The following is an 18,073-nucleotide window of genomic DNA, read 5'->3' on the forward strand; positions in this document are numbered from 1 at the left end:
CCGAGCCACCAGCCGCCGGCCGCGAACAGCGCGGCGGCGGGCAGCGTCAGCACCCACGCCCACACGATGTTGCCGGCCACGCCCCAGCGCACGGCCGACAGCTTCTGCGTCGCGCCGACGCCGACGATCGCGCCCGTGATCGTGTGCGTGGTCGACACCGGAATGCCGAGGAACGATGCGAGAAACAGCGTCATCGCGCCGCCGGTCTCCGCGCAGAAGCCGCCGACCGGCTTGAGCTTCGTGATCTTCTGGCCCATCGTGCGCACGATGCGCCAGCCGCCGAACAGCGTGCCGAGGCCCATCGACAGGTAGCACGCGCCGATCACCCATGCGGGCGGCGCATCGGCGGTTGCCGACGCATAGCCCGATGCGATCAGCAGCATCCAGATGATGCCGATCGTCTTCTGCGCGTCGTTGCCGCCGTGACCGAGGCTGTACAGCCCGGCCGACAGCAACTGCAGCCGGCGGAATCGCCGGTCGACCTTGCTGGGCGCGGTGCGGAAATACAGCCACGACACGCCGAGCATGAACAGCGAGCCGAGGATAAAGCCGAGCAGCGGCGAAATGAAGATGAACGCGACCGTCTTCAGCAGCCCGTCGATGTTCAGCGAGCTCCAGCCCGACTTCGCGAGCGCCGCGCCGACGAGGCCGCCGATCAGCGCATGCGACGAGCTCGACGGAATCCCGTAGTACCAGGTGATCACGTTCCAGCCGATCGCGCCGACCAGCGCGCCGAACACGACGTAGTGATCGACGATCTCGGGGTCGATCGTGCCTTTGCCGACGGTCTGCGCGACCTTCAGGTGAAAGATGAAGTACGCGATGACGTTGAACGCGGCCGCGAACACCACGGCCTGCTGGGGCTTCAGCACCCCGGTGGACACGACGGTGGCGATCGAGTTCGCCGCGTCGTGAAAACCGTTCATGAAGTCGAATACGAGCGCGACGAGCACGAGCGTCGCGACCATCCAGAGGGCGAGTTGTATCGAATGCATCGTGGTCCGCTCAGGCGTTTTCCAGCACGATGCCTTCGATGATGTTCGCGACGTCCTCGCACTTGTCGGTAATCTCTTCGAGCAGCTCGTAGATCGCCTTCAGCTTGATGAGCGTCTTCACGTCGTCTTCCTCGCGGAACAGCTTCGACATGGCGGCGCGCAGCACGCGGTCGGCCTCCGACTCCCAGCGGTCGATCTCTTCGCATGCCTTCAGGATCTGTGCCGACTGCTTCATGTCCGACAGCATCGAGACCGCCTGCTGCACGTGCTGGGCCGACTGCGTGACGATATGCGCGAGCTGGCTCGCTTCGGACGTGACCGCACGGACGTCGTACAGCGACACGGCCGTCGCGACGTCTTCCATCAGGTCGAGTACGTCGTCCATCGTCGTGATCAGCTTGTGGATCTCGTCGCGATCGAGCGGCGTGATGAAAGTCTTGTGCAGCAGATCGATCGCTTCGTGCGTGAGCTTGTCTGCGGCCTTCTCGGCGGTCTGCACGTTTTGCTTGTGAATCTCGGCGTCGGCGAGATTGTCGATCAGCAGTTCGAGCTCGCGGCCACCGGCAACGATGTACTTCGCGTGCGCATTGAAGAGTTCAAAGAACTTGCCCTCGGTGGGCATGAATCGACCGAACATGGGATTCCTGAGAGATTGTCAAACTACTGTCACGAAAACGGGCGACATTGTACCGTTTCCGGTCAGGCCGCGCCGCGCACTTATGCGCGCGACGGGATTGGATACAACGCTTGGCAATTTAGGGGTTTACAACCGGCTTTACTCGCCGTAGAAGGTTTGCGCCCCGGCAAAGTTGTCGAACTTCGTGTATTGCCCCAGGAACGTGAGGCGAACAGGACCGATCGGGCCGTTACGCTGCTTGCCGATGATGATTTCGGCCGTACCCTTGTCGGGGCTGTCGGGGTTGTAGACTTCGTCACGGTAAATGAACAGGATCACGTCCGCATCCTGTTCGATTGCGCCAGATTCACGCAAATCCGACATCACCGGACGCTTGTTCGGACGCTGTTCGAGACCGCGGTTCAGCTGCGACAGCGCGATCACCGGCACGTCGAGCTCCTTCGCGAGGCTCTTCAGCGATCGCGAGATTTCCGAGATTTCGGTCGCGCGGTTTTCGCCCTGCGACGAACCCGACATCAGCTGCAGGTAGTCGACGATGATCAGGCCGAGTTTGCCGCACTGCCGCGCGAGACGCCGCGCACGCGAGCGCAGCTCCATCGGGTTCAGGCCGCCCGTCTCGTCGATGAAGAGCTGCGCCTCGCTCATCTTCTGTACCGCGTGAGTCAGTTTCGGCCAGTCCTCGTCCGTCAGGCGACCGGTACGCATCCGGTGCTGGTCGAGCCGGCCGATCGAGCCGAGCATCCGCATCACGAGCTGGGTGCCCGGCATTTCCATCGAGAACACCGCGACCGGCAGCCCGTACTCGACCGCGACGTATTCGCCGATGTTCATCGAAAATGCGGTCTTGCCCATCGACGGCCGCCCCGCGACGATGATCAGCTCGCCGCCGTGCATCCCGGACGTCATCCGGTCGAGGTCGACGAAGCCCGTCGGCGTGCCCGTGACGTCGCTCGGGTTCGCCGTGTGATACAGCGTGTCGATCCGCTCGACGACCTGCGTGAGCAGCGGACCGATCTCGAGGAAGCCCTGGTTGCCGCGCGCGCCCTCTTCGGCAATCGAGAACACCTTCGATTCGGCTTCGTCGAGCAGTTGGCGAACTTCCTTGCCTTGCGGATTGAACGCATCGGCCGAGATTTCGTCGGCAACCGACACGAGCCGGCGCAGCACCGCGCGGTCGCGCACGATTTCCGCGTAGCGGCGGATGTTCGCCGCGCTCGGCGTGTTCTGCGCGAGTGCGTTCAGGTATGCGAGGCCGCCGACGTCGTCGGCCTTGCCGGACGTGGTCAGCGCTTCGTACACGGTCACGACGTCGGCCGGGCGCGTCGACGCGATCAGGCGGCCGATGTGCTCGTAGATGATCCGGTGGTCGTAGCGATAGAAATCGCCCTGCGACAGGAAGTCGGCAATCCGGTCCCATGCCGCGTTGTCGAGCAACAGGCCGCCGAGCACCGACTGCTCGGCTTCGACCGAATGCGGCGGGACTTTCAGCGATTCGATTTGGGGATCTTGCGGCGCGTTCATGGGTTGGGATTATCGCGAATTACACAGGACGACGCCATACCGGCCGCCAGTGATAGTGATGCGGCAATAAAAAAGGCAGGCCCCGGTTGCCCGGGCGCCTGCCCTTGTCCGGACGGCGGAAGCCGCCCGGGAAGCCTGCATACGCTTACGCGTGGTCGCCGATCACGTTGATCGTGACGTCGACGACGACGTCCGTGTGCAGCGCGACCTGGACGGTGTGCTCGCCGATCATCTTCAGCGGGCCTTCCGGCATGCGAACTTGCAGCTTCTCGACCTCGAAACCTGCCTTCTTCAGCAGTTCCGCGACGTCGCCGTTCGTGACCGAGCCGAACAGACGGCCGTCAACGCCCGACTTCTGCGTGATGTCGAACGACTGGCCGCCCAGCTTCTCGCCGACTGCCTGCGATGCTGCCAGCTTTTCAGCGGCGATCTTTTCGAGTTCGGCGCGGCGAACTTCGAATTCGGCGATCGCTTCCTTCGTTGCACGGCGAGCCTTGCGGTTCGGGATCAGGAAGTTGCGAGCGTAACCGTCCTTGACCTTGACGATGTCGCCGAGGTTACCCAGATTGGCGACTTTTTCCAACAGAATGATTTGCATTCGAATTCTCCTTATTGCGTCGCCTGATTACGCCTTGTGCTGATCGGTGTACGGCAGCAGCGCGAGGAAACGCGCACGCTTGATGGCCGTATCCAGCTGACGCTGATAGTGCGCCTTCGTACCCGTCAGACGAGCCGGCGTGATCTTGCCGTTTTCGCCGATGAAGTCCTTCAGCGTTTCCGTGTCCTTGTAGTCGATCTGCTCGACGCCTGCAGCCGTGAAACGGCAGAACTTCTTGCGCTTGAAGAGCGGGTTTTGTTGCTGACGACGCTTGTCGAATTTCTTACCAGTCGGGCGGGGCATGATTTCAGTCCTTTCCAATGTCCTGCAATGCTGTGATGTGAAACACCAAGGTTCTCGCGTTGCGGCTTTTCTTTGCCAGGAAGCCCGTGAACAGCGTTTCGACGCCCATTTCACGACGCTCCAGCTTGCCGCTCGCCTCACCGGCCGCCACCGCCTCGATCGTCATTTCGACCTGACGGGGAATGCCTGCTTCGACGACTTCCGTGCGGTGATGCAATGTGGCGCTTGCGATCGGAACACCTGCCGGCGTATATCGCACCGGTGCGCGTTCGACGACGCTCGCCGTCAATTGCAACCTGTTCACGTGAGTGACGCGCTCCTTGATGGCTTAATGAATGACGAACTTAAGCCTGCGCTTCGGTCGGCTGAGCTGCAGCCGCCTTCTTGGCTTCTTCGCGCTGAACTTCCTTCATCATCGGCGACGGGCCGGTTTCGGCCTTCTTCATCTTGACGATGAGGTGACGCAGCACGGCGTCGTTGAACTTGAACGCGTGTTCGAGTTCGTCGAGCGTCGTCTGGTCGCACTCGATGTTCATGCAGACGTAGTGAGCCTTCGCGAGTTTCTCGATCATGTAGGCCAGTTGGCGACGGCCCCAGTCTTCGACACGGTGGATCTGACCGCCGTGCGACGTGATCGTGGTCTTGTAACGCTCGATCATCGCGGGCACTTGCTCGCTTTGATCGGGGTGCACGATGAATACGATTTCGTAATGACGCATTACACACTCCTTGTGGATTGAAGCCACCCGGGCGTCTGAACCGGTGTGGCAAGTGAGAAGCCGAAGATTCTAACCCGTATACGGGGCTCATGCAAGACCAATCGACGCCGCGCCTGCGGATTCGGCCATGTTTTCAAAGACTTGAAACGGCGAACGGGCACGAGCGGCCGCCCTTCGGCTGCCGCTCGACCGGGGTCGGAACATCGGCGCGCCGGGCCGGCGCCCCGCCGTCACTCGCTGCGCGTGCCCGAGAGCCGTGCGTCGAGCGCCGTCCTGAACGCCGCGAGCGCCGACGGCTCGGCGTCCGTCACCGCCCACCACGTCATTCCGGCCGCGTCCCAGCGATCGAGCGCATAGCCCTGCGACACGGTCGCATACGGCGCCGCCGGCCCTTCCCCGGCAGGCCGCACATAGACGTCGATCACGTGCTGCCGGTAGCGGTAGACGAGCACCGCGACGCGGCGGCGCCCGACGTAGTCGAGCCGCCCGCCGACCAGCGCGAAGCCGTTCGTCGCGAGATCCTCGACCGGCGGCGCATAGTCGAGCCGGCCGTTGAACCACGGCTTGACCGTGTGCCGGTCGGTCGAGATGACGTCGATGTCGCGCGCCGACAGGTCGGCCCGCACGTGGCTCGCGACGAGTTCGTCGACCGTGCGGTCGGTGTCGGCATGACGCGCGGACAGCACCATGCCGCCTGCCGCGGCCAGCGCCACCAGCAGCGCAACGCCCCAGCCAAGTCCGGGCAGCGCGACGGCGCCCGGCCATGCACCGGCCTGTGCCGGTCGCGCCGCGCCGCCGCGCCCCGCCGGCCACCACGCAAACCAGCGGCGGCCGCCCGACCGCGGCCTGGGCTGCGCCTGCGGTTGCGATTCGACCCGCGATTCGACCCGCGGCTGTTCGGCGGCGGGAGCCAGGGCAGGCGCGGCGGCGGCCGGCAGGCTCGCAAGAATGCTCGCCCGCAGCGCATCCGGCGCGCGGTGATAGTCGGCCTGCCGCACGGCCTGTACCAGCGTGACGATCCGCGCGCGCTCGCGGCGGCAGGCATCGCACCCTTCGACATGCTGCTGGACCCGCAGCGCATCGGGCGCCGACAGCTCGCGGTCGACGTCCGCGTCCAGCAACGCGCGCGCTTCGTTACAGTCCATCGATCGCCTCCGATGCGGTTCCGCCCGCCGGCGCACGGCCCGGCCGGCCTTCGTTCGCCGCCGCCGGCGCGTCGCCCAGCAGCGCGGCAAGCTTGCGGCGACCGCGCGCGAGCCGCGACATCACCGTGCCGACCGGCACGTCCGCGATCGCCGCGATCTCGCGGTAACTCAGGTCCTCCATCTCGCGCAACACGAGCACCTCGCGGTATTCGGGCGGCAGCTTCGCCAGCGCCGCATTCACGATCCGCGCGTTCTCGCCGCGCAGCAGGTGCGCGAGCGGGTCCTCCGTCGCCGGCTGCCAGTCGTCGGGCACGTCGGTGTCGTCGAGCGTGTCGGGCAGCGCGACCTCGTGCGCATGCGTGCGGCGCCGCCACTCGGTGTACCAGGTGTGGCGCACGATCGTCAGCAGCCACGGCCGCGCGTTGTCGCCCCGGCACGAATCGACGAAGCGCAGCGCGCGCATGCACGCGTCCTGGACGACGTCGTCGGCGTCGCCGGCGCTGCCGCTCAGCCAGCGCGCGAGGTTGTACGCGGCGTCGAGATGCGGCAGCACGAGCGCGCGAAACCGCTCGCCGCGCGCGGCCGCGTCGTCTGCCCTCGGTTCATCGACCGCCTGTCCGGCTTGCCCCACATGGCCTCCCTGGTCCCGGCGACCGAAGCCGCGCCCGTTCCGCGCACGGCGCCCGGACAGACCGGCACGGTGCGCGCTTGCCGACCATACCGTCGTTGCGTCGAGTTTATTCCCGCGCCGCGCCCCTGGCGCGTAAAAAAACCGGAACGGCCCCGTGGCCGGGGCCGCCCGCTCCGCTAAGGCGTGGTGCTCCAGTAACCGGGGCGCGCGTAGGCGGCGCGCAGATAGTCGATGAAGTAGCGCACGCGCGCCGGCACGTAACGCTGCTGCGGGTAGACCGCGAGGATGTCGTAGTCGGGCAGCGCATACTCGTCGAGCACGGTCTCGAGCTCGCCCGTCTCGAGCTGCGCGGCGATTTCCCACGTCGAGCGCCAGCCGAGCCCGAGGCCTTCCGCCACCCAGCGATGCAGCAGCTCGCCGTCGTTGCAGTCGAGATTGCCCGTCACGCGCATCGTCGCGATCTTGCCGTGGCGCTGGAAATACCAGCCGCGGTTCTGCCCGCCCTGCAGGTTGAAGGCCAGGCAGTTGTGCTTCAGCAGATCGTCGAGCGATTTCGGCCGGCCGTGCCGCCGGAAATACCCGGGCGTGCCGCATACGACGCGCCGGTTCGACGCGAGCTTCACCGCGACGAAGTTCGGATCGACCGCGCCACCGATACGGATCGACAGGTCGTAGCCTTCCCGGACGAGGTCGACGACACGGTCGGTCAGGTTGAACGACAGCTGCATCTCGGGCTTGTCGGCCAGGAAGCCGGGCGCATGCGGCGCGACGTGCTTGCGCCCGAACGCGGCCGGCGCCGACACGATCAGGTGACCGCTGACCGCACGCCGCCCGGCGGCCAGCTCGTTCTCGGCCTGATCCCATTCCGACAGCAGCCCGCGACAGCGCTCGAGGAACGCGGCGCCCTCCTCGCTGACGACCAGCCGCCGGGTCGAGCGGTACATCAGCTTCACGCCGAGGCGCTTCTCCAGCGCATCGATGCGCCGCCCGAGCACCACCGGCGACACGCCCTCCTCGAGCGCCGCCGCCGCGAGGCTGCCCGCATCGGCAACCCGCACGAACGTCTCGATCTGCTTGAAGCGATCCATCTCGCGTCTCCGTGTCCGTTCCGGCCGTGGCGGAAACCCCGTCAGGCCGTCATTCCATACTTTTAGTTTCGAAATAAGCGACTCCGGCGGATCTTATCAAACCTTTCCTGCATCCCTAAAGTGTCCTCAACCGATCCATTCGCAAGATCCGCCACATTCAAGGAGACATTCATGGCCAAGATGAGAGCCGTCGACGCGGCAGTGCTCGTGCTCGAGAAGGAAGGCATCCAGACCGCGTTCGGCGTGCCGGGCGCGGCGATCAACCCGTTCTACTCCGCACTGCGCAAGTCCGGCGGCATCAGCCACGTGCTGGCCCGCCACGTCGAAGGCGCGTCGCACATGGCCGAAGGCTTCACGCGCGCCGCGCCGGGCAACATCGGCGTGTGCATCGGCACCTCGGGCCCCGCGGGCACCGACATGATCACGGGCCTCTACTCGGCGTCGGCCGACTCGATTCCGATCCTCGCGATCACGGGCCAGGCGCCGCGCGCCCGCCTGTACAAGGAAGATTTCCAGGCCGTCGACATCGAGTCGATCGCGAAGCCCGTCACGAAGTGGGCCGTCACCGTGCGCGAGCCGGCGCTCGTGCCGCGCGTGTTCCAGCAGGCATTCCATCTGATGCGTTCGGGCCGTCCGGGCCCGGTGCTCGTCGACCTGCCGATCGACGTGCAGCTCGCCGAAATCGAATTCGACATCGACACGTACGAACCGCTGCCGGTCTACAAGCCCGCGGCCACGCGCGCACAGGTCGAGAAGGCGCTCGCGATGCTCAACGACGCGGACAGGCCGCTGATCGTGTCGGGCGGCGGCGTGCTCAACGCGGCAGCCGAAGACCTGCTCGTGCAGTTCGCCGAAACGATCGGCGTGCCGGTGATCCCGACGCTGATGTCGTGGGGCGCGATTCCGGACGACCACCCGCTGATGGCCGGCATGGTCGGCCTGCAGACGTCGCACCGCTACGGCAACGCCACGCTGCTCGCGTCCGACTTCGTGCTCGGCATCGGCAACCGCTGGGCGAACCGCCACACGGGCAGCGTCGAGGTGTACACGAAGGGCCGCAAGTTCGTGCACGTCGACATCGAGCCGACCCAGATCGGCCGCGTGTTCGGCCCGGATCTCGGCATCGTGTCCGACGCGAAGGCGGCGCTCGAACTGTTCGTCGCGGTCGCGCAGGAATGGAAGGCCGCCGGCAAGCTGAAGGATCGCGGCGCCTGGGTCGCCGACTGCCAGGCACGCAAGCGCACGCTGCAGCGCAAGACCCACTTCGACAACGTGCCGGTCAAGCCGCAGCGCGTGTACGAAGAGATGAACAAGGTGTTCGGCCGCGACACGTGCTACGTCAGCACGATCGGCCTGTCGCAGATCGCCGCCGCGCAGTTCCTGCATGTGTTCAAGGCGCGCAACTGGATCAACTGCGGCCAGGCCGGCCCGCTCGGCTGGACGATCCCCGCCGCGCTCGGCGTGCGCGCGGCCGATCCGCGCCGCCCGATCGTCGCGCTGTCCGGCGACTACGACTTCCAGTTCATGATCGAGGAGCTGGCGGCCGGCGCGCAATTCAAGCTGCCGTACGTGCACGTCGTCGTGAACAACTCGTACCTCGGGCTGATCCGCCAGGCCCAGCGCGCGTTCGACATGGACTACTGCGTGCAGCTCGCGTTCGACAACGTGAATGCGCCGGAGCTGAACGGCTATGGCGTGGACCACGTGGCCGTGGCGGAAGGCCTCGGCTGCAAGGCGCTGCGCGTGTTCAAGCCGGAAGAGATCGAACCGGCGCTGCGCCAGGCGCAGACGCTCGCGGAAGAGTTCAGCGTGCCGGTGGTCGTCGAGGTGATCCTCGAGCGCGTGACGAACATCTCGATGGGCGCCGAAATCGACGCGATCAACGAATTCGAGGATCTCGCGGAAACCGCCGAGCATGCGCCGACCGCGATCTCGATGCTCGACTGAACCGCACGACATTTTTTGACCGACCGACCGAAGAGGCTTAGCTCATGCCGAAGTTCGCTGCAAACCTGACCATGCTGTTCAACGAAGTGCCGTTCCTCGACCGCTTCAAGGCGGCCGCGGACGCGGGCTTCGACGCCGTCGAATTCCTGTTCCCGTATCCGTATGCGAAAGAGGAGCTTGCCGAGCGGCTCGAGACGCATCGCCTGCGCCTCGTGCTGCACAACCTGCCCGCCGGCAACTGGGATCAGGGCGAGCGCGGCATCGCCTGCCTGCCCGACCGCGTCGGCGAGTTCCAGGAGGGTGTCGGCCGTGCGATCGAGTACGCGAAGGCGCTGAAGGTGCCGCAGTTGAACTGCCTGGTCGGCATCCCGTCGGCCAGCACGGCGCGCGACAAGACGTTCGTCACGATCGTCGACAACCTGCGCTTCGCCGCCGACGCATTGAAGCGCGAAGGCATCCGCCTGCTCGTCGAGCCGTGCAACAGCTTCGACATCCCGGGCTTCGCGCTGAACCGCTCGTCGGAAGGCCTCGACGTGATCCGCGCGGTGGGCTCGGACAACCTGTTCCTGCAGTACGACATCTATCACATGCAGCGCATGGAAGGCGAACTGGCCGCGACGATCGAACGCAACCTCGCGTCGATCGGCCACGTCCAGCTCGCGGACAACCCGGGCCGCAACGAACCGGGCACGGGCGAGATCAACTACGCGTTCCTGTTCGCGCTGCTCGACCGGCTCGGCTACGCCGGCTACGTCGGCTGCGAATACAAGCCCCGCACCACCACGACGGAAGGGCTCGGCTGGCTGCAGCACGTCGCCGGCTGCGCGCCGGGTTCGGCGCGCCGCGCCGCCTGAGCAGCGCCCTTCCCGTTTTCAGCCCTATAGGAGACTTTCACATGGCAACCATCGGTTTCATCGGCCTCGGCATCATGGGCGCGCACATGGCGCGCAACCTGCTCAAAGGCGACTACCCGCTCGTCCTGAACGGCGCGTTCCCGATCCCGGACGACCTGCGCGCCGCCGCGAAGGTCGTCGCGAACTCGACCGAAGTCGCGCAGCATGCCGACATCGTCATTGCGATGGTGCCGGACACGCCCGACGTGCGTAACGTGCTGTTCGCCGACGACGGCGTCGCGAAGGGCCTGACGGCCGGCAAGCTCGTGATCGACATGAGCTCGATCTCGCCGCTCGACACGCAGGAATTCGCGAAGCAGATCAACGCACTCGGCTGCGACTACCTCGACGCGCCGGTGTCCGGCGGCGAGGTCGGCGCACGCGAGGCGTCGCTCACCATCATGGTCGGCGGCCCCGAGCAGGCCTTCGAGCGCGCGAAGCCGCTGTTCGAGAGGATGGGCAAGAACATCACGCTGGTCGGCGACAACGGCGCGGGCCAGACCTGCAAGGTCGCGAACCAGATCATCGTCGCGCTGAACATCGAGGCCGTCGGCGAAGCGCTGCTGTTCGCCGCCCGTTCGGGCGCCGACCCGGAGCGCGTGCGCCAGGCGCTGATGGGCGGCTTCGCCGCGTCGCGCATCCTCGAAGTGCACGGCGCGCGGATGACGAAGCGCACGTTCGACCCGGGCTTCCGCATCGAACTGCACCAGAAGGACCTGAACCTCGCACTCGACGGCGCACGCAAGCTCGGCCTCGCGCTGCCGCACACCGCGAGCGCGCAGCAGTTGTTCAGCGTGTGTGCGTCGCACGGCGGCAAGGCATGGGATCACTCGGCGCTCGTGCGTGCGCTCGAGATCATGTCGAACTTCGAGATCGAGAAGACGGCAGGCTGAGCGCGGGCCGCAATCGACCGATGCGATGACGTGCGGTTCGTCGCCACGACGGACACACGTACGACATACGCAGGACCGGCCGCGGCCGGTCGCATCGATGCGCGACGCACTCGCGCATCACGGTGGGGCGCCCCGCCGCGCATCGTCAAACACGTGCGCGACGGGGCGAAAAACGCCGCTCTGGGCTGAGAGCGGCGTGGTGGGGTCCGCAGCGGCACCCGGCGGCGCCGGGGAAGCCTTGGTCGGTCAGACGTCGTCGTCGGGTGTCCGCCTGTCGGATTTCGCGTATTACATTTCTTTACGTTCAAGCGCGCGATTTTTCATGCAATCGTCGCCATGAACGCCTACACTTTCGCCACGCCTTTCGAGAAAACCGCCGCGCTTGCGCTCACCTTCGGTGGACGCGCCCAGCGCGGTGTTTTTTTCGCCACTTCACGGCGCGTTTTCTTTTCAACCACCTAAGGAGTGCAACGATGGGTCTTCTTTCGTTTATCAAAGAGGCGGGTGAAAAACTGCTGGGTCACGCCGACGAGCAAGCGGCCGCCGACCCGAATGCCGCCAACCAGACCGCGGCCGATGCAATCAAGAACTACATCAACGCGCAGGGGCTCGATACGTCGAACCTCACCGTGGCGTTCGACGGCGCGTCGCGCACCGTGACGCTGTCGGGCAGCGTGGCCGACCTCGACACGAAGGCCAAGGTCAAGGTCGCCGCCGGCAACGTGCAGGGCGTCGCGGGCGTCAACGACGACGATCTGCAGCCGGACGATCCGCAAGTGCAGTACCACGACGTCGTGTCCGGCGACAACCTGTGGAAGATCGCCGAGAAGTACTACGGCGACGGCTCGAAGAACACGGCGATCTTCGATGCGAACCGGCCGATGCTGTCGAGCCCGGACCGGATCTATCCGGGCCAGAAGCTCGTGATTCCGCCGCAGTCCTGAGCATTCTTGCCGGACCGATGAAAAAAGGCAGGCCGTCGGCCTGCCTTTTTCATTGGGCCGCGCCGCGCGTGCCGTTCGCCGCGTTACAGCGTATCGAATGCGCGTTGCAATGCGTCGCGATCGTGAATGCCGTTCGCGAGCGCGAGCATCAGCAGCACGCGCGCCTTGAACGGGCCCAGCGACCCTGCGCTGACGAAGCCGAGCGCATCGTCGTTCGCGGCGCCGTTGCGCATCACGTGCCCCGAGCCGACTCGCGACGCGCGCACCACCGCCACCCCCGCGTTCGCCGCGTCGGCCAGCGCCGCCTGCAGCGTCGCGTGGATCGACCCGTTGCCGGTACCCGCGACGACGAGGCCGCGCACGCCGGCCGCGACGAGCGCGTCGACGGCCGTGCGCGTCACGCCCGCATAGCTCGCGACGACCTCGACGGGTGGCCACGCTGCGGCGATCGCCAGTTGCGTGTCGCGCGAACGCGTGACGCGGCGCGCGAATTCGACGCGGCCGTCCTGCACCCAGCCGAGTGCGCCGAGTTCCGGCGACTGGAACGCGTCGACCGCGTAGGTGCTCGTCTTCACGACGTCGCGTGCGCCATGGATCCGGTTGTTGAACGCGATCAGCACGCCCTGCCCGCGCGCGGACGGATGCGCGGCCACCGTCACGGCGTTCAGCAGGTTCAGCGGGCCGTCGGACGACAGCGCGGTCGCCGGCCGCATCGCAGCCGTCAGCACGACCGGCTTGTCGCCCCTGACGACCAGGTGCAGCGCATACGCGGTTTCCTCCAGCGTATCGGTGCCGTGGGTGATCACGATGCCGTCGACCGCCGGGTCGGCCATCAGCGCGTCGATCCGCGCGGCGAGCGTATTCCATAGCGGCAGCGCGAGGTCCTTGCTGTCGATGCTGGCGACCTGCTCGGCGTCGATGCGCGCGACCGACGCGAGCGCCGGCACCGCGTCGACCAGGAAGCTGACGCCGAGCGCGCCGGCCTGGTAGCCGGCCGTGCTGGTCGCGTCGGGCGCGGCGCCGGCGATCGTGCCGCCGGTGGCGAGCACGGCGATGCGCGGCAGCGCCGCCGTCGACGGAAGGGATGCGGGATTCGGTGTATTCATGGCCGCGATTGTAATGGCTTGCGGCCGGGATCCGGCAGGTTCCGGCGCGGCAGCCGGCGTGTCATCCGGCGCCGGCGGCCGCGCGTCATGGTTTGTCCCGATCGCCCGGCCGGAGGCGCCGTCAACGGCTGTGGCATCCGCAGCGTTACAGGAAGTGCCATTTTGGTGTTTTCACATTGATTTGCCATAATCGGAACGCGCAGTGCGATACGGCCCTGTCCACCTCGCACCGTGCTTCGTGACGGCATCGATAACACGCAATTCAGCCCATGGGAGTGTCGAAATGAAAATCCAATCGCTCGTAGCCGCAGTACTTCTCGGCGGCATGCTGGCTTCCCCCGCGTTCGCGGCGAACAGCCAGCAGGACAAGATGAAGGCCTGCAACACCCAGGCAGCCGGCAAGACGGGCGACGACCGCAAGGCGTTCATGAAGGACTGCCTGTCGGCGAAGCCCGCGAAGAAGATGTCGCAGCAGGACAAGATGAAGGCGTGCAACACGCAAGCCGCCGACAAGAAGGGCGACGACCGCAAGGCGTTCATGAAGAGCTGCCTGAGCAGCCAGCCGGCCGCCTGAGTTCCGGCGCTCCCGTATCGAATGCCGCGCTCCGCTTCGGCGGGCGCGGCATTTTTGTTTTCGTTGCCTGCGCATCGACGCGCGCCCTTCCCTACCCGCCTACCCGCCTTCCCGTCCGCCGTCCCGGCCCCGCGACATGGTGCGGCAATTCGCCGCGTTTTCTTCTATGATGGCTGCAATGCGGCCCACCCAAGTAAAAGAAGCGCCATCGGGCCGCCCTCGAGACAGACGCGCCCACGCGTCAAACGGAGGCTTGGATGGCATGGAGACAACACCGCTGGTTCCGCCGCTGGCTGATCGTGATCGTATTCTGGGCCGTGCCCGTCGCGATCGTCGCCGTTCGCGAGATCCGCGAGGAAATGGCCTACAACAAGGCGGATCTGCAGCTCGCCCTGACCACCTGGCAGCTCACCGACGCGCAGCAGGCCGCCGGTGCCGCCGCGAAGTGCCACGGGGAACCTGACGAAGCCCGCGCGGCCGGCTGTCCGGCCGACGTGCTCGCCGCCAATGCGCCGCGCCAGCAGGCCGCCCGCGACGAATACGTGCTGCGCCGCAACACGCTTGCGGGCTACCTGTGGCATGCGTTCGTCGGCTACTGGGTCGTCCCGGCCGCGTTCCTGTTCGCCTGCGGCGTCGTGATCGCGCTGATCCGCCGGGCGCTGCGCCGCCCGCCGATCAAGCCTCCCGTCCCGCCCGTCACGCACTGATCGCACACCGACCAGGCACCGCTGCGCCCGCAAGCGCGGCTTGCGCCCGACTGGCCGGCGCTTGCCCGCCGGTGCGGGGGCGGGTCGACGCGCGCGCACCGGTTCGTCCGTTGGCGCGCCGCGACATCCCCGGGCGATTTGACGCTTTTTCACGCGCCGACGAAAAGGGGGTGTAATCCGCTGTGATATAAATGCCGACGTGATCCGCTCCCAGAGCGGGACTCACTCCGAACGTCATCCGATGGAGAAGAACGATGCAAAAACGGAATCTTGTGCTGAAAGCTGCCGCAGCGCTCATCGTCGGTAGCCTCGCGCTCACCGGTTGCACCACCACCCCGGACAAGCCGGACAATGCCGCCACCAACGCGTCGAAGCGTCAGGCGATCGATTCGAGCGTCGACGCGACGCTGTCGCGCCTGTATTCGACGGTCAAGGGTTCGCGCGAGCTCGTCGCGAAGTCGCGCGGCGTGCTCGTGTTCCCGGACGTGATCCAGGCCGGCTTCATCGTCGGCGGCCAGTCCGGCAACGGCGCGCTGCGCGTCGGCGGCAGCACGGTCGGCTACTTCAACACGTCGTCGCTGTCGGTCGGCCTGCAGGCCGGCGCGCAGTCGAAGGCGATCGTGTTCCTGTTCATGACGCAGGATTCGCTCGACGAATTCCGCGGCTCGGACGGCTGGGCAGCCGGCGCCGGCGCCTCGGTCGCGCTCGTGAAGATGGGTGCGAACGGCGCAATCGACACGACCACGGCCACCGCGCCGGTCCAGGTCGTCGTGCTGACGAACGCGGGCCTGATGGGCGACGTGTCGATCAACGGCACGAAGGTCACGAAGCTCAAGATCTGACGCTGGCGCACCGCCCGCGCGCGATGCGCGGGCCCTGCGCAAACGGCGATGTCCTCGCGGGCATCGCCGTTTTTTTGCGCGCGACACGCGTCAGGTCGTCGAGTCGATCACCTTGAAACGCGAGCGCTTCCGGGCGCGGATCACCGACTGGTAGACGTCGACATACTGCTGCGCCATCCGGCGCGACGTGAAGCGCTCCTCGAAGCGCTGCCGCACGCGCGCACGCGGCAGCAGGTGCAGCCGGTGCACGGCGGCCACCGCGCTGATTTCATCCTCGACGATGAAACCCGACACGCCCTCGTCCACCACTTCGGGCACCGCGCCGCGATTGAACGCGATCACCGGCGTGCCGCACGACATCGCCTCGATCATCACGAGGCCGAACGGCTCGGGCCAGTCGATCGGAAACAGCAGCGCGTGCGCGCCCGACAGGAATTCGGCCTTCTGGTGATCGGCAATCTCGCCGATGTATTCGACATGCGGCAACGCGAAGAGCGGCTTGATCTCGCGCTCGAAGTATTCCTGGTCGGCCGCGTCGATCTTCGCGGCGATCCTGATCGGCAGCCCGCACTGGGCGGCGATGCGGATCGCCGTGTCGACGCGCTTCTCCGGCGAGATACGCCCGAGGAACGCGAGATAGCGCGGCTCGATCGGCTGCGGCAGGTACAGCGTTTCGGGCAGCCCGTGGTAGACGGTCGTCAGCCATTTCGCCTGCGGCAGCGGCTGGCGCTGCGAATTCGAAATCGAAATCACCGGAGCCGTGTTGAACGTGTCGAACACCGGCTGCTGCTCGGGCAGGTCGAGCCGGCCGTGCAGCGTCGTCACGAACGGCGTCTCCTGCCGGTTGAAGACCGAGAACGAGTAGTAGTCCATGTGGAAATGGAGCACGTCGAACGCCTTCGCGCGGCGTGCGACGGTCTCCATCAGCAACATGTGCGGCGCGACCCGGTCGCGGATCGACGCGTCGAGCCGCAACGCGCGCGGCCAGACGGGCTCCAGCTTCGCCCGCGTCGTCGAATCGCCGCTGGCGAACAGCGTCACGTCATGGCCGAGCTCGACCAGCGCCTCCGTGATGTAGGACACGACGCGCTCCGTGCCGCCGTACAGTTTCGGCGGCACGGATTCGGTCAGCGGCGCGATCTGGGCAATTCTCATGGTCCACGTCTCTCCTGTGTCCGGTCCGTTGCGGCACGGCCGGCGGACGCCTTCGCCGCCCGCCGACGATCCGTTCATTATTCGCGATCCCGGCGCCCGGAACCGCCCGTCTTTCATTTTATGGGTGTTGTTACAGCCAGGATACATTCCGCCCGCCAGGCCCGATCGCGCCGGCACACACACCGCGTTGCGCGTCAGCGCGACGGCCACTTCCATGCCGGCAGGTCGCGCGTGTCGGCATCGACGAGCGCGGTCGCGCCGAGCTGCTTGTCGAGCACCAGCGATTCGCAGCCGGCCTCGCGCTCGAGCGTCGCGATGAGCCGCGCCGCATGCGACACGACGAGCACCTGCGAACGCCGCGCGGCCTGTGCGATCAGGCGCCCGAGCGCCGGCAACAGATCGGGATGCAGGCTCGTCTCCGGCTCGTTCAGCACCATCAGCGCCGGCGGCCGCGGCGTCAGCAGCGCGGCCGCGAGCAACAGGTAGCGCAGCGTGCCGTCGGACAGCTCGGCCGCCGCGAGCGGCCGCAGCAGCCCCGGCTGGCGCATCAGCACGTCGAAACGGCCGCGCCCGCCCGGATTGTCGATCAGCACCGACGCGCCGGGAAACGCATCGTCGAGCGCCGCATCGAGCGCCGCGCCGTCGCCGATTTCGCGGATCGTCTGCAACGCGGCGGCGAGGTCGGCCCCGTCGTCCGCGAGCACCGGCGTATGGGTGCCGATATGCGACTGCCGCGCCGGCGCCTGCGCATCGGTCCGGAAATGGTCGTAGAAACGCCACGAGCGGATCCGCTCGCGCACCGCGATCATCTCGGGCGCGCCGGTCGGATCGGCGAACTCGGTCATCATGCTGTCGAAGCTGGCGACCGGCTGCGGAATCGTCCGCCAGTCGCCCGACGCGGTGCGCGCGCGGATCTGCGCGCCCTGCCGGTCGACCAGCAGCGTCGACGGGCGCAGCAACGGGCCGCCCCAGATGCACTCGCGCTTGACGACCGGGTCGAGCGAGAACTGCGACCGGCTCGGGGTCGGCAAACCGAGATCGATCGCGTAACCGAAATCGTCGCATGCGAAACCGAGCTTCAGCGCCACGGGCCCGGTGCGCACCGTGCCGGTCACCGGCGCGTCGCCGGCCAGCATCGCCCGCGAGAAACGCTCGGGGCCGGCCCACAGCGTCGACGGCAATCCGCCCTCGCGGGCGAGCGACGGAATCACGCGCCCCTGCGCGGTGTCGGCAAGCAGCCGCAGCGCGCGGTACACGCTCGACTTGCCGCTGCCGTTCGGCCCCGTGACGACGTTGAGCGCCGCGAGCGGCACGATCAGCTCGCGCAGCGAGCGGTAATTGGCGATGGCGAGCGTGTTCAGCGCGGTCATGGAGA

General features: G+C 66.8%; 21 protein-coding genes. 8 read left to right on the forward strand and 13 right to left on the reverse strand.

What is annotated here, in order from left to right:
• From GQ56_RS0113885 to GQ56_RS0113930, 10 genes are all read right to left on the reverse strand, one after another.
• Window positions 1-995, reverse strand: a 995-nt coding sequence (locus tag GQ56_RS0113885) for an inorganic phosphate transporter (protein ID WP_043301394.1), incomplete at its 3' end; no start/stop codon positions are given.
• A gap of 10 nt (window positions 996-1,005) precedes the next feature.
• A complete protein-coding gene (locus GQ56_RS0113890) occupies window positions 1,006-1,632 on the reverse strand; it encodes a DUF47 domain-containing protein (RefSeq protein WP_031399237.1) in 627 nt (208 codons plus the stop codon).
• A gap of 138 nt (window positions 1,633-1,770) precedes the next feature.
• Window positions 1,771-3,153, reverse strand: coding sequence for a replicative DNA helicase (locus GQ56_RS0113895; protein ID WP_006486249.1), 1,383 nt, complete (start codon window positions 3,151-3,153; stop codon window positions 1,771-1,773).
• 145 nt (window positions 3,154-3,298) lie between these two features.
• Complete coding sequence (gene rplI, locus GQ56_RS0113900; RefSeq protein WP_031399238.1) at window positions 3,299-3,751, reverse strand: 50S ribosomal protein L9; 453 nt, start codon at window positions 3,749-3,751, stop codon at window positions 3,299-3,301.
• Window positions 3,752-3,778: 27 nt separating this feature from the next.
• The gene (gene rpsR / locus GQ56_RS0113905) at window positions 3,779-4,054 is read right to left on the reverse strand and encodes a 30S ribosomal protein S18 (RefSeq protein ID WP_006486248.1); all 276 of its coding nucleotides are present in this window, start codon (window positions 4,052-4,054) and stop codon (window positions 3,779-3,781) included.
• A gap of 4 nt (window positions 4,055-4,058) precedes the next feature.
• Window positions 4,059-4,358: a primosomal replication protein N gene (gene priB / locus GQ56_RS0113910; RefSeq protein ID WP_031399239.1), complete on the reverse strand. Its 300-nt coding sequence runs from the start codon at window positions 4,356-4,358 to the stop codon at window positions 4,059-4,061.
• 40 nt (window positions 4,359-4,398) lie between these two features.
• A complete protein-coding gene (gene rpsF, locus GQ56_RS0113915) occupies window positions 4,399-4,773 on the reverse strand; it encodes a 30S ribosomal protein S6 (RefSeq protein ID WP_006402295.1) in 375 nt (124 codons plus the stop codon).
• A 230-nt stretch (window positions 4,774-5,003) separates the two neighbouring features.
• Entirely contained in the window at window positions 5,004-5,918 is a 915-nt protein-coding gene (locus GQ56_RS0113920) for an anti-sigma factor family protein (RefSeq protein WP_031399240.1), read from the reverse strand.
• Complete coding sequence (locus tag GQ56_RS0113925; protein WP_031399241.1) at window positions 5,908-6,549, reverse strand: RNA polymerase sigma factor; 642 nt, start codon at window positions 6,547-6,549, stop codon at window positions 5,908-5,910. Before GQ56_RS0113925 ends, GQ56_RS0113920 begins: the two co-directional genes overlap by 11 nt.
• Window positions 6,550-6,725: 176 nt before the next feature.
• Window positions 6,726-7,637, reverse strand: coding sequence for a LysR family transcriptional regulator (locus GQ56_RS0113930; protein ID WP_031399242.1), 912 nt, complete (start codon window positions 7,635-7,637; stop codon window positions 6,726-6,728).
• 171 nt (window positions 7,638-7,808) lie between these two features.
• On the opposite strand from GQ56_RS0113930, the gene gcl reads away from it, so the two are divergent.
• From gcl to lysM, 5 genes are all read left to right on the forward strand, one after another.
• Window positions 7,809-9,584: a glyoxylate carboligase gene (gene gcl / locus GQ56_RS0113935; protein ID WP_031399243.1), complete on the forward strand. Its 1,776-nt coding sequence runs from the start codon at window positions 7,809-7,811 to the stop codon at window positions 9,582-9,584.
• Between the two features lie 44 nt (window positions 9,585-9,628).
• The gene (hyi, locus tag GQ56_RS0113940) at window positions 9,629-10,438 is read left to right on the forward strand and encodes a hydroxypyruvate isomerase (RefSeq protein ID WP_031399244.1); all 810 of its coding nucleotides are present in this window, start codon (window positions 9,629-9,631) and stop codon (window positions 10,436-10,438) included.
• Window positions 10,439-10,479: 41 nt separating this feature from the next.
• A complete protein-coding gene (locus GQ56_RS0113945) occupies window positions 10,480-11,370 on the forward strand; it encodes a 2-hydroxy-3-oxopropionate reductase (RefSeq protein ID WP_031399245.1) in 891 nt (296 codons plus the stop codon).
• Window positions 11,371-11,706: 336 nt separating this feature from the next.
• Window positions 11,707-11,832 (forward strand): hypothetical protein, encoded by a 126-nt coding sequence (locus tag GQ56_RS46910; RefSeq protein WP_265183113.1) that lies wholly within the window; start codon window positions 11,707-11,709, stop codon window positions 11,830-11,832.
• A gap of 11 nt (window positions 11,833-11,843) precedes the next feature.
• Entirely contained in the window at window positions 11,844-12,314 is a 471-nt protein-coding gene (gene lysM / locus GQ56_RS0113955; RefSeq protein WP_031399246.1) for a peptidoglycan-binding protein LysM, read from the forward strand.
• An 83-nt stretch (window positions 12,315-12,397) separates the two neighbouring features.
• Here lysM and GQ56_RS0113960 read toward each other — a convergent pair whose 3' ends face one another.
• Complete coding sequence (locus GQ56_RS0113960) at window positions 12,398-13,420, reverse strand: asparaginase (protein WP_031399247.1); 1,023 nt, start codon at window positions 13,418-13,420, stop codon at window positions 12,398-12,400.
• 283 nt (window positions 13,421-13,703) lie between these two features.
• Here GQ56_RS0113960 and GQ56_RS0113965 point away from each other — a divergent pair, with 283 nt between their 5' ends.
• The 3 genes from GQ56_RS0113965 (at window position 13,704) to GQ56_RS0113975 (ending at window position 15,543) form a co-directional block, all read left to right on the forward strand.
• Window positions 13,704-13,994 (forward strand): PsiF family protein, encoded by a 291-nt coding sequence (locus GQ56_RS0113965; RefSeq protein ID WP_031399248.1) that lies wholly within the window; start codon window positions 13,704-13,706, stop codon window positions 13,992-13,994.
• 257 nt (window positions 13,995-14,251) lie between these two features.
• Entirely contained in the window at window positions 14,252-14,701 is a 450-nt protein-coding gene (locus tag GQ56_RS0113970) for a membrane protein (protein ID WP_031399249.1), read from the forward strand.
• Between the two features lie 254 nt (window positions 14,702-14,955).
• Window positions 14,956-15,543 (forward strand): BPSL1445 family SYLF domain-containing lipoprotein, encoded by a 588-nt coding sequence (locus GQ56_RS0113975; protein ID WP_031399250.1) that lies wholly within the window; start codon window positions 14,956-14,958, stop codon window positions 15,541-15,543.
• A gap of 90 nt (window positions 15,544-15,633) precedes the next feature.
• Here GQ56_RS0113975 and GQ56_RS0113980 read toward each other — a convergent pair whose 3' ends face one another.
• Window positions 15,634-16,698: a glycosyltransferase family 4 protein gene (locus GQ56_RS0113980; RefSeq protein WP_031399251.1), complete on the reverse strand. Its 1,065-nt coding sequence runs from the start codon at window positions 16,696-16,698 to the stop codon at window positions 15,634-15,636.
• A 194-nt stretch (window positions 16,699-16,892) separates the two neighbouring features.
• Window positions 16,893-18,068 carry an AAA family ATPase gene (locus GQ56_RS0113985; RefSeq protein ID WP_031399252.1) on the reverse strand — a complete coding sequence of 392 codons (1,176 nt, stop codon included), beginning with the start codon at window positions 18,066-18,068 and terminating at the stop codon, window positions 16,893-16,895.
• Window positions 18,069-18,073: the final 5 nt, after the last annotated feature.

Origin of the sequence: Burkholderia paludis (assembly GCF_000732615.1) — a bacterium.
GTDB lineage: Bacteria > Pseudomonadota > Gammaproteobacteria > Burkholderiales > Burkholderiaceae > Burkholderia > Burkholderia paludis.

Coding starts and splice junctions, on each gene's coding strand:
- GQ56_RS0113985 (WP_031399252.1), bottom strand. CDS start 18,068: ATGACCGCGCTGAACACGCTCGCCATCGCCAATTACCGCTCGCTGCGC.
- GQ56_RS0113920 (WP_031399240.1), bottom strand. CDS start 5,918: ATGGACTGTAACGAAGCGCGCGCGTTGCTGGACGCGGACGTCGACCGC.
- GQ56_RS0113930 (WP_031399242.1), bottom strand. CDS start 7,637: ATGGATCGCTTCAAGCAGATCGAGACGTTCGTGCGGGTTGCCGATGCG.
- rplI (WP_031399238.1), bottom strand. CDS start 3,751: ATGCAAATCATTCTGTTGGAAAAAGTCGCCAATCTGGGTAACCTCGGC.
- GQ56_RS0113980 (WP_031399251.1), bottom strand. CDS start 16,698: ATGAGAATTGCCCAGATCGCGCCGCTGACCGAATCCGTGCCGCCGAAA.
- GQ56_RS46910 (WP_265183113.1), top strand. CDS start 11,707: ATGAACGCCTACACTTTCGCCACGCCTTTCGAGAAAACCGCCGCGCTT.
- GQ56_RS0113965 (WP_031399248.1), top strand. CDS start 13,704: ATGAAAATCCAATCGCTCGTAGCCGCAGTACTTCTCGGCGGCATGCTG.
- GQ56_RS0113960 (WP_031399247.1), bottom strand. CDS start 13,420: ATGAATACACCGAATCCCGCATCCCTTCCGTCGACGGCGGCGCTGCCG.
- GQ56_RS0113895 (WP_006486249.1), bottom strand. CDS start 3,153: ATGAACGCGCCGCAAGATCCCCAAATCGAATCGCTGAAAGTCCCGCCG.
- GQ56_RS0113970 (WP_031399249.1), top strand. CDS start 14,252: ATGGCATGGAGACAACACCGCTGGTTCCGCCGCTGGCTGATCGTGATC.
- GQ56_RS0113890 (WP_031399237.1), bottom strand. CDS start 1,632: ATGTTCGGTCGATTCATGCCCACCGAGGGCAAGTTCTTTGAACTCTTC.
- hyi (WP_031399244.1), top strand. CDS start 9,629: ATGCCGAAGTTCGCTGCAAACCTGACCATGCTGTTCAACGAAGTGCCG.
- rpsF (WP_006402295.1), bottom strand. CDS start 4,773: ATGCGTCATTACGAAATCGTATTCATCGTGCACCCCGATCAAAGCGAG.
- lysM (WP_031399246.1), top strand. CDS start 11,844: ATGGGTCTTCTTTCGTTTATCAAAGAGGCGGGTGAAAAACTGCTGGGT.
- rpsR (WP_006486248.1), bottom strand. CDS start 4,054: ATGCCCCGCCCGACTGGTAAGAAATTCGACAAGCGTCGTCAGCAACAA.
- GQ56_RS0113945 (WP_031399245.1), top strand. CDS start 10,480: ATGGCAACCATCGGTTTCATCGGCCTCGGCATCATGGGCGCGCACATG.
- GQ56_RS0113975 (WP_031399250.1), top strand. CDS start 14,956: ATGCAAAAACGGAATCTTGTGCTGAAAGCTGCCGCAGCGCTCATCGTC.
- gcl (WP_031399243.1), top strand. CDS start 7,809: ATGGCCAAGATGAGAGCCGTCGACGCGGCAGTGCTCGTGCTCGAGAAG.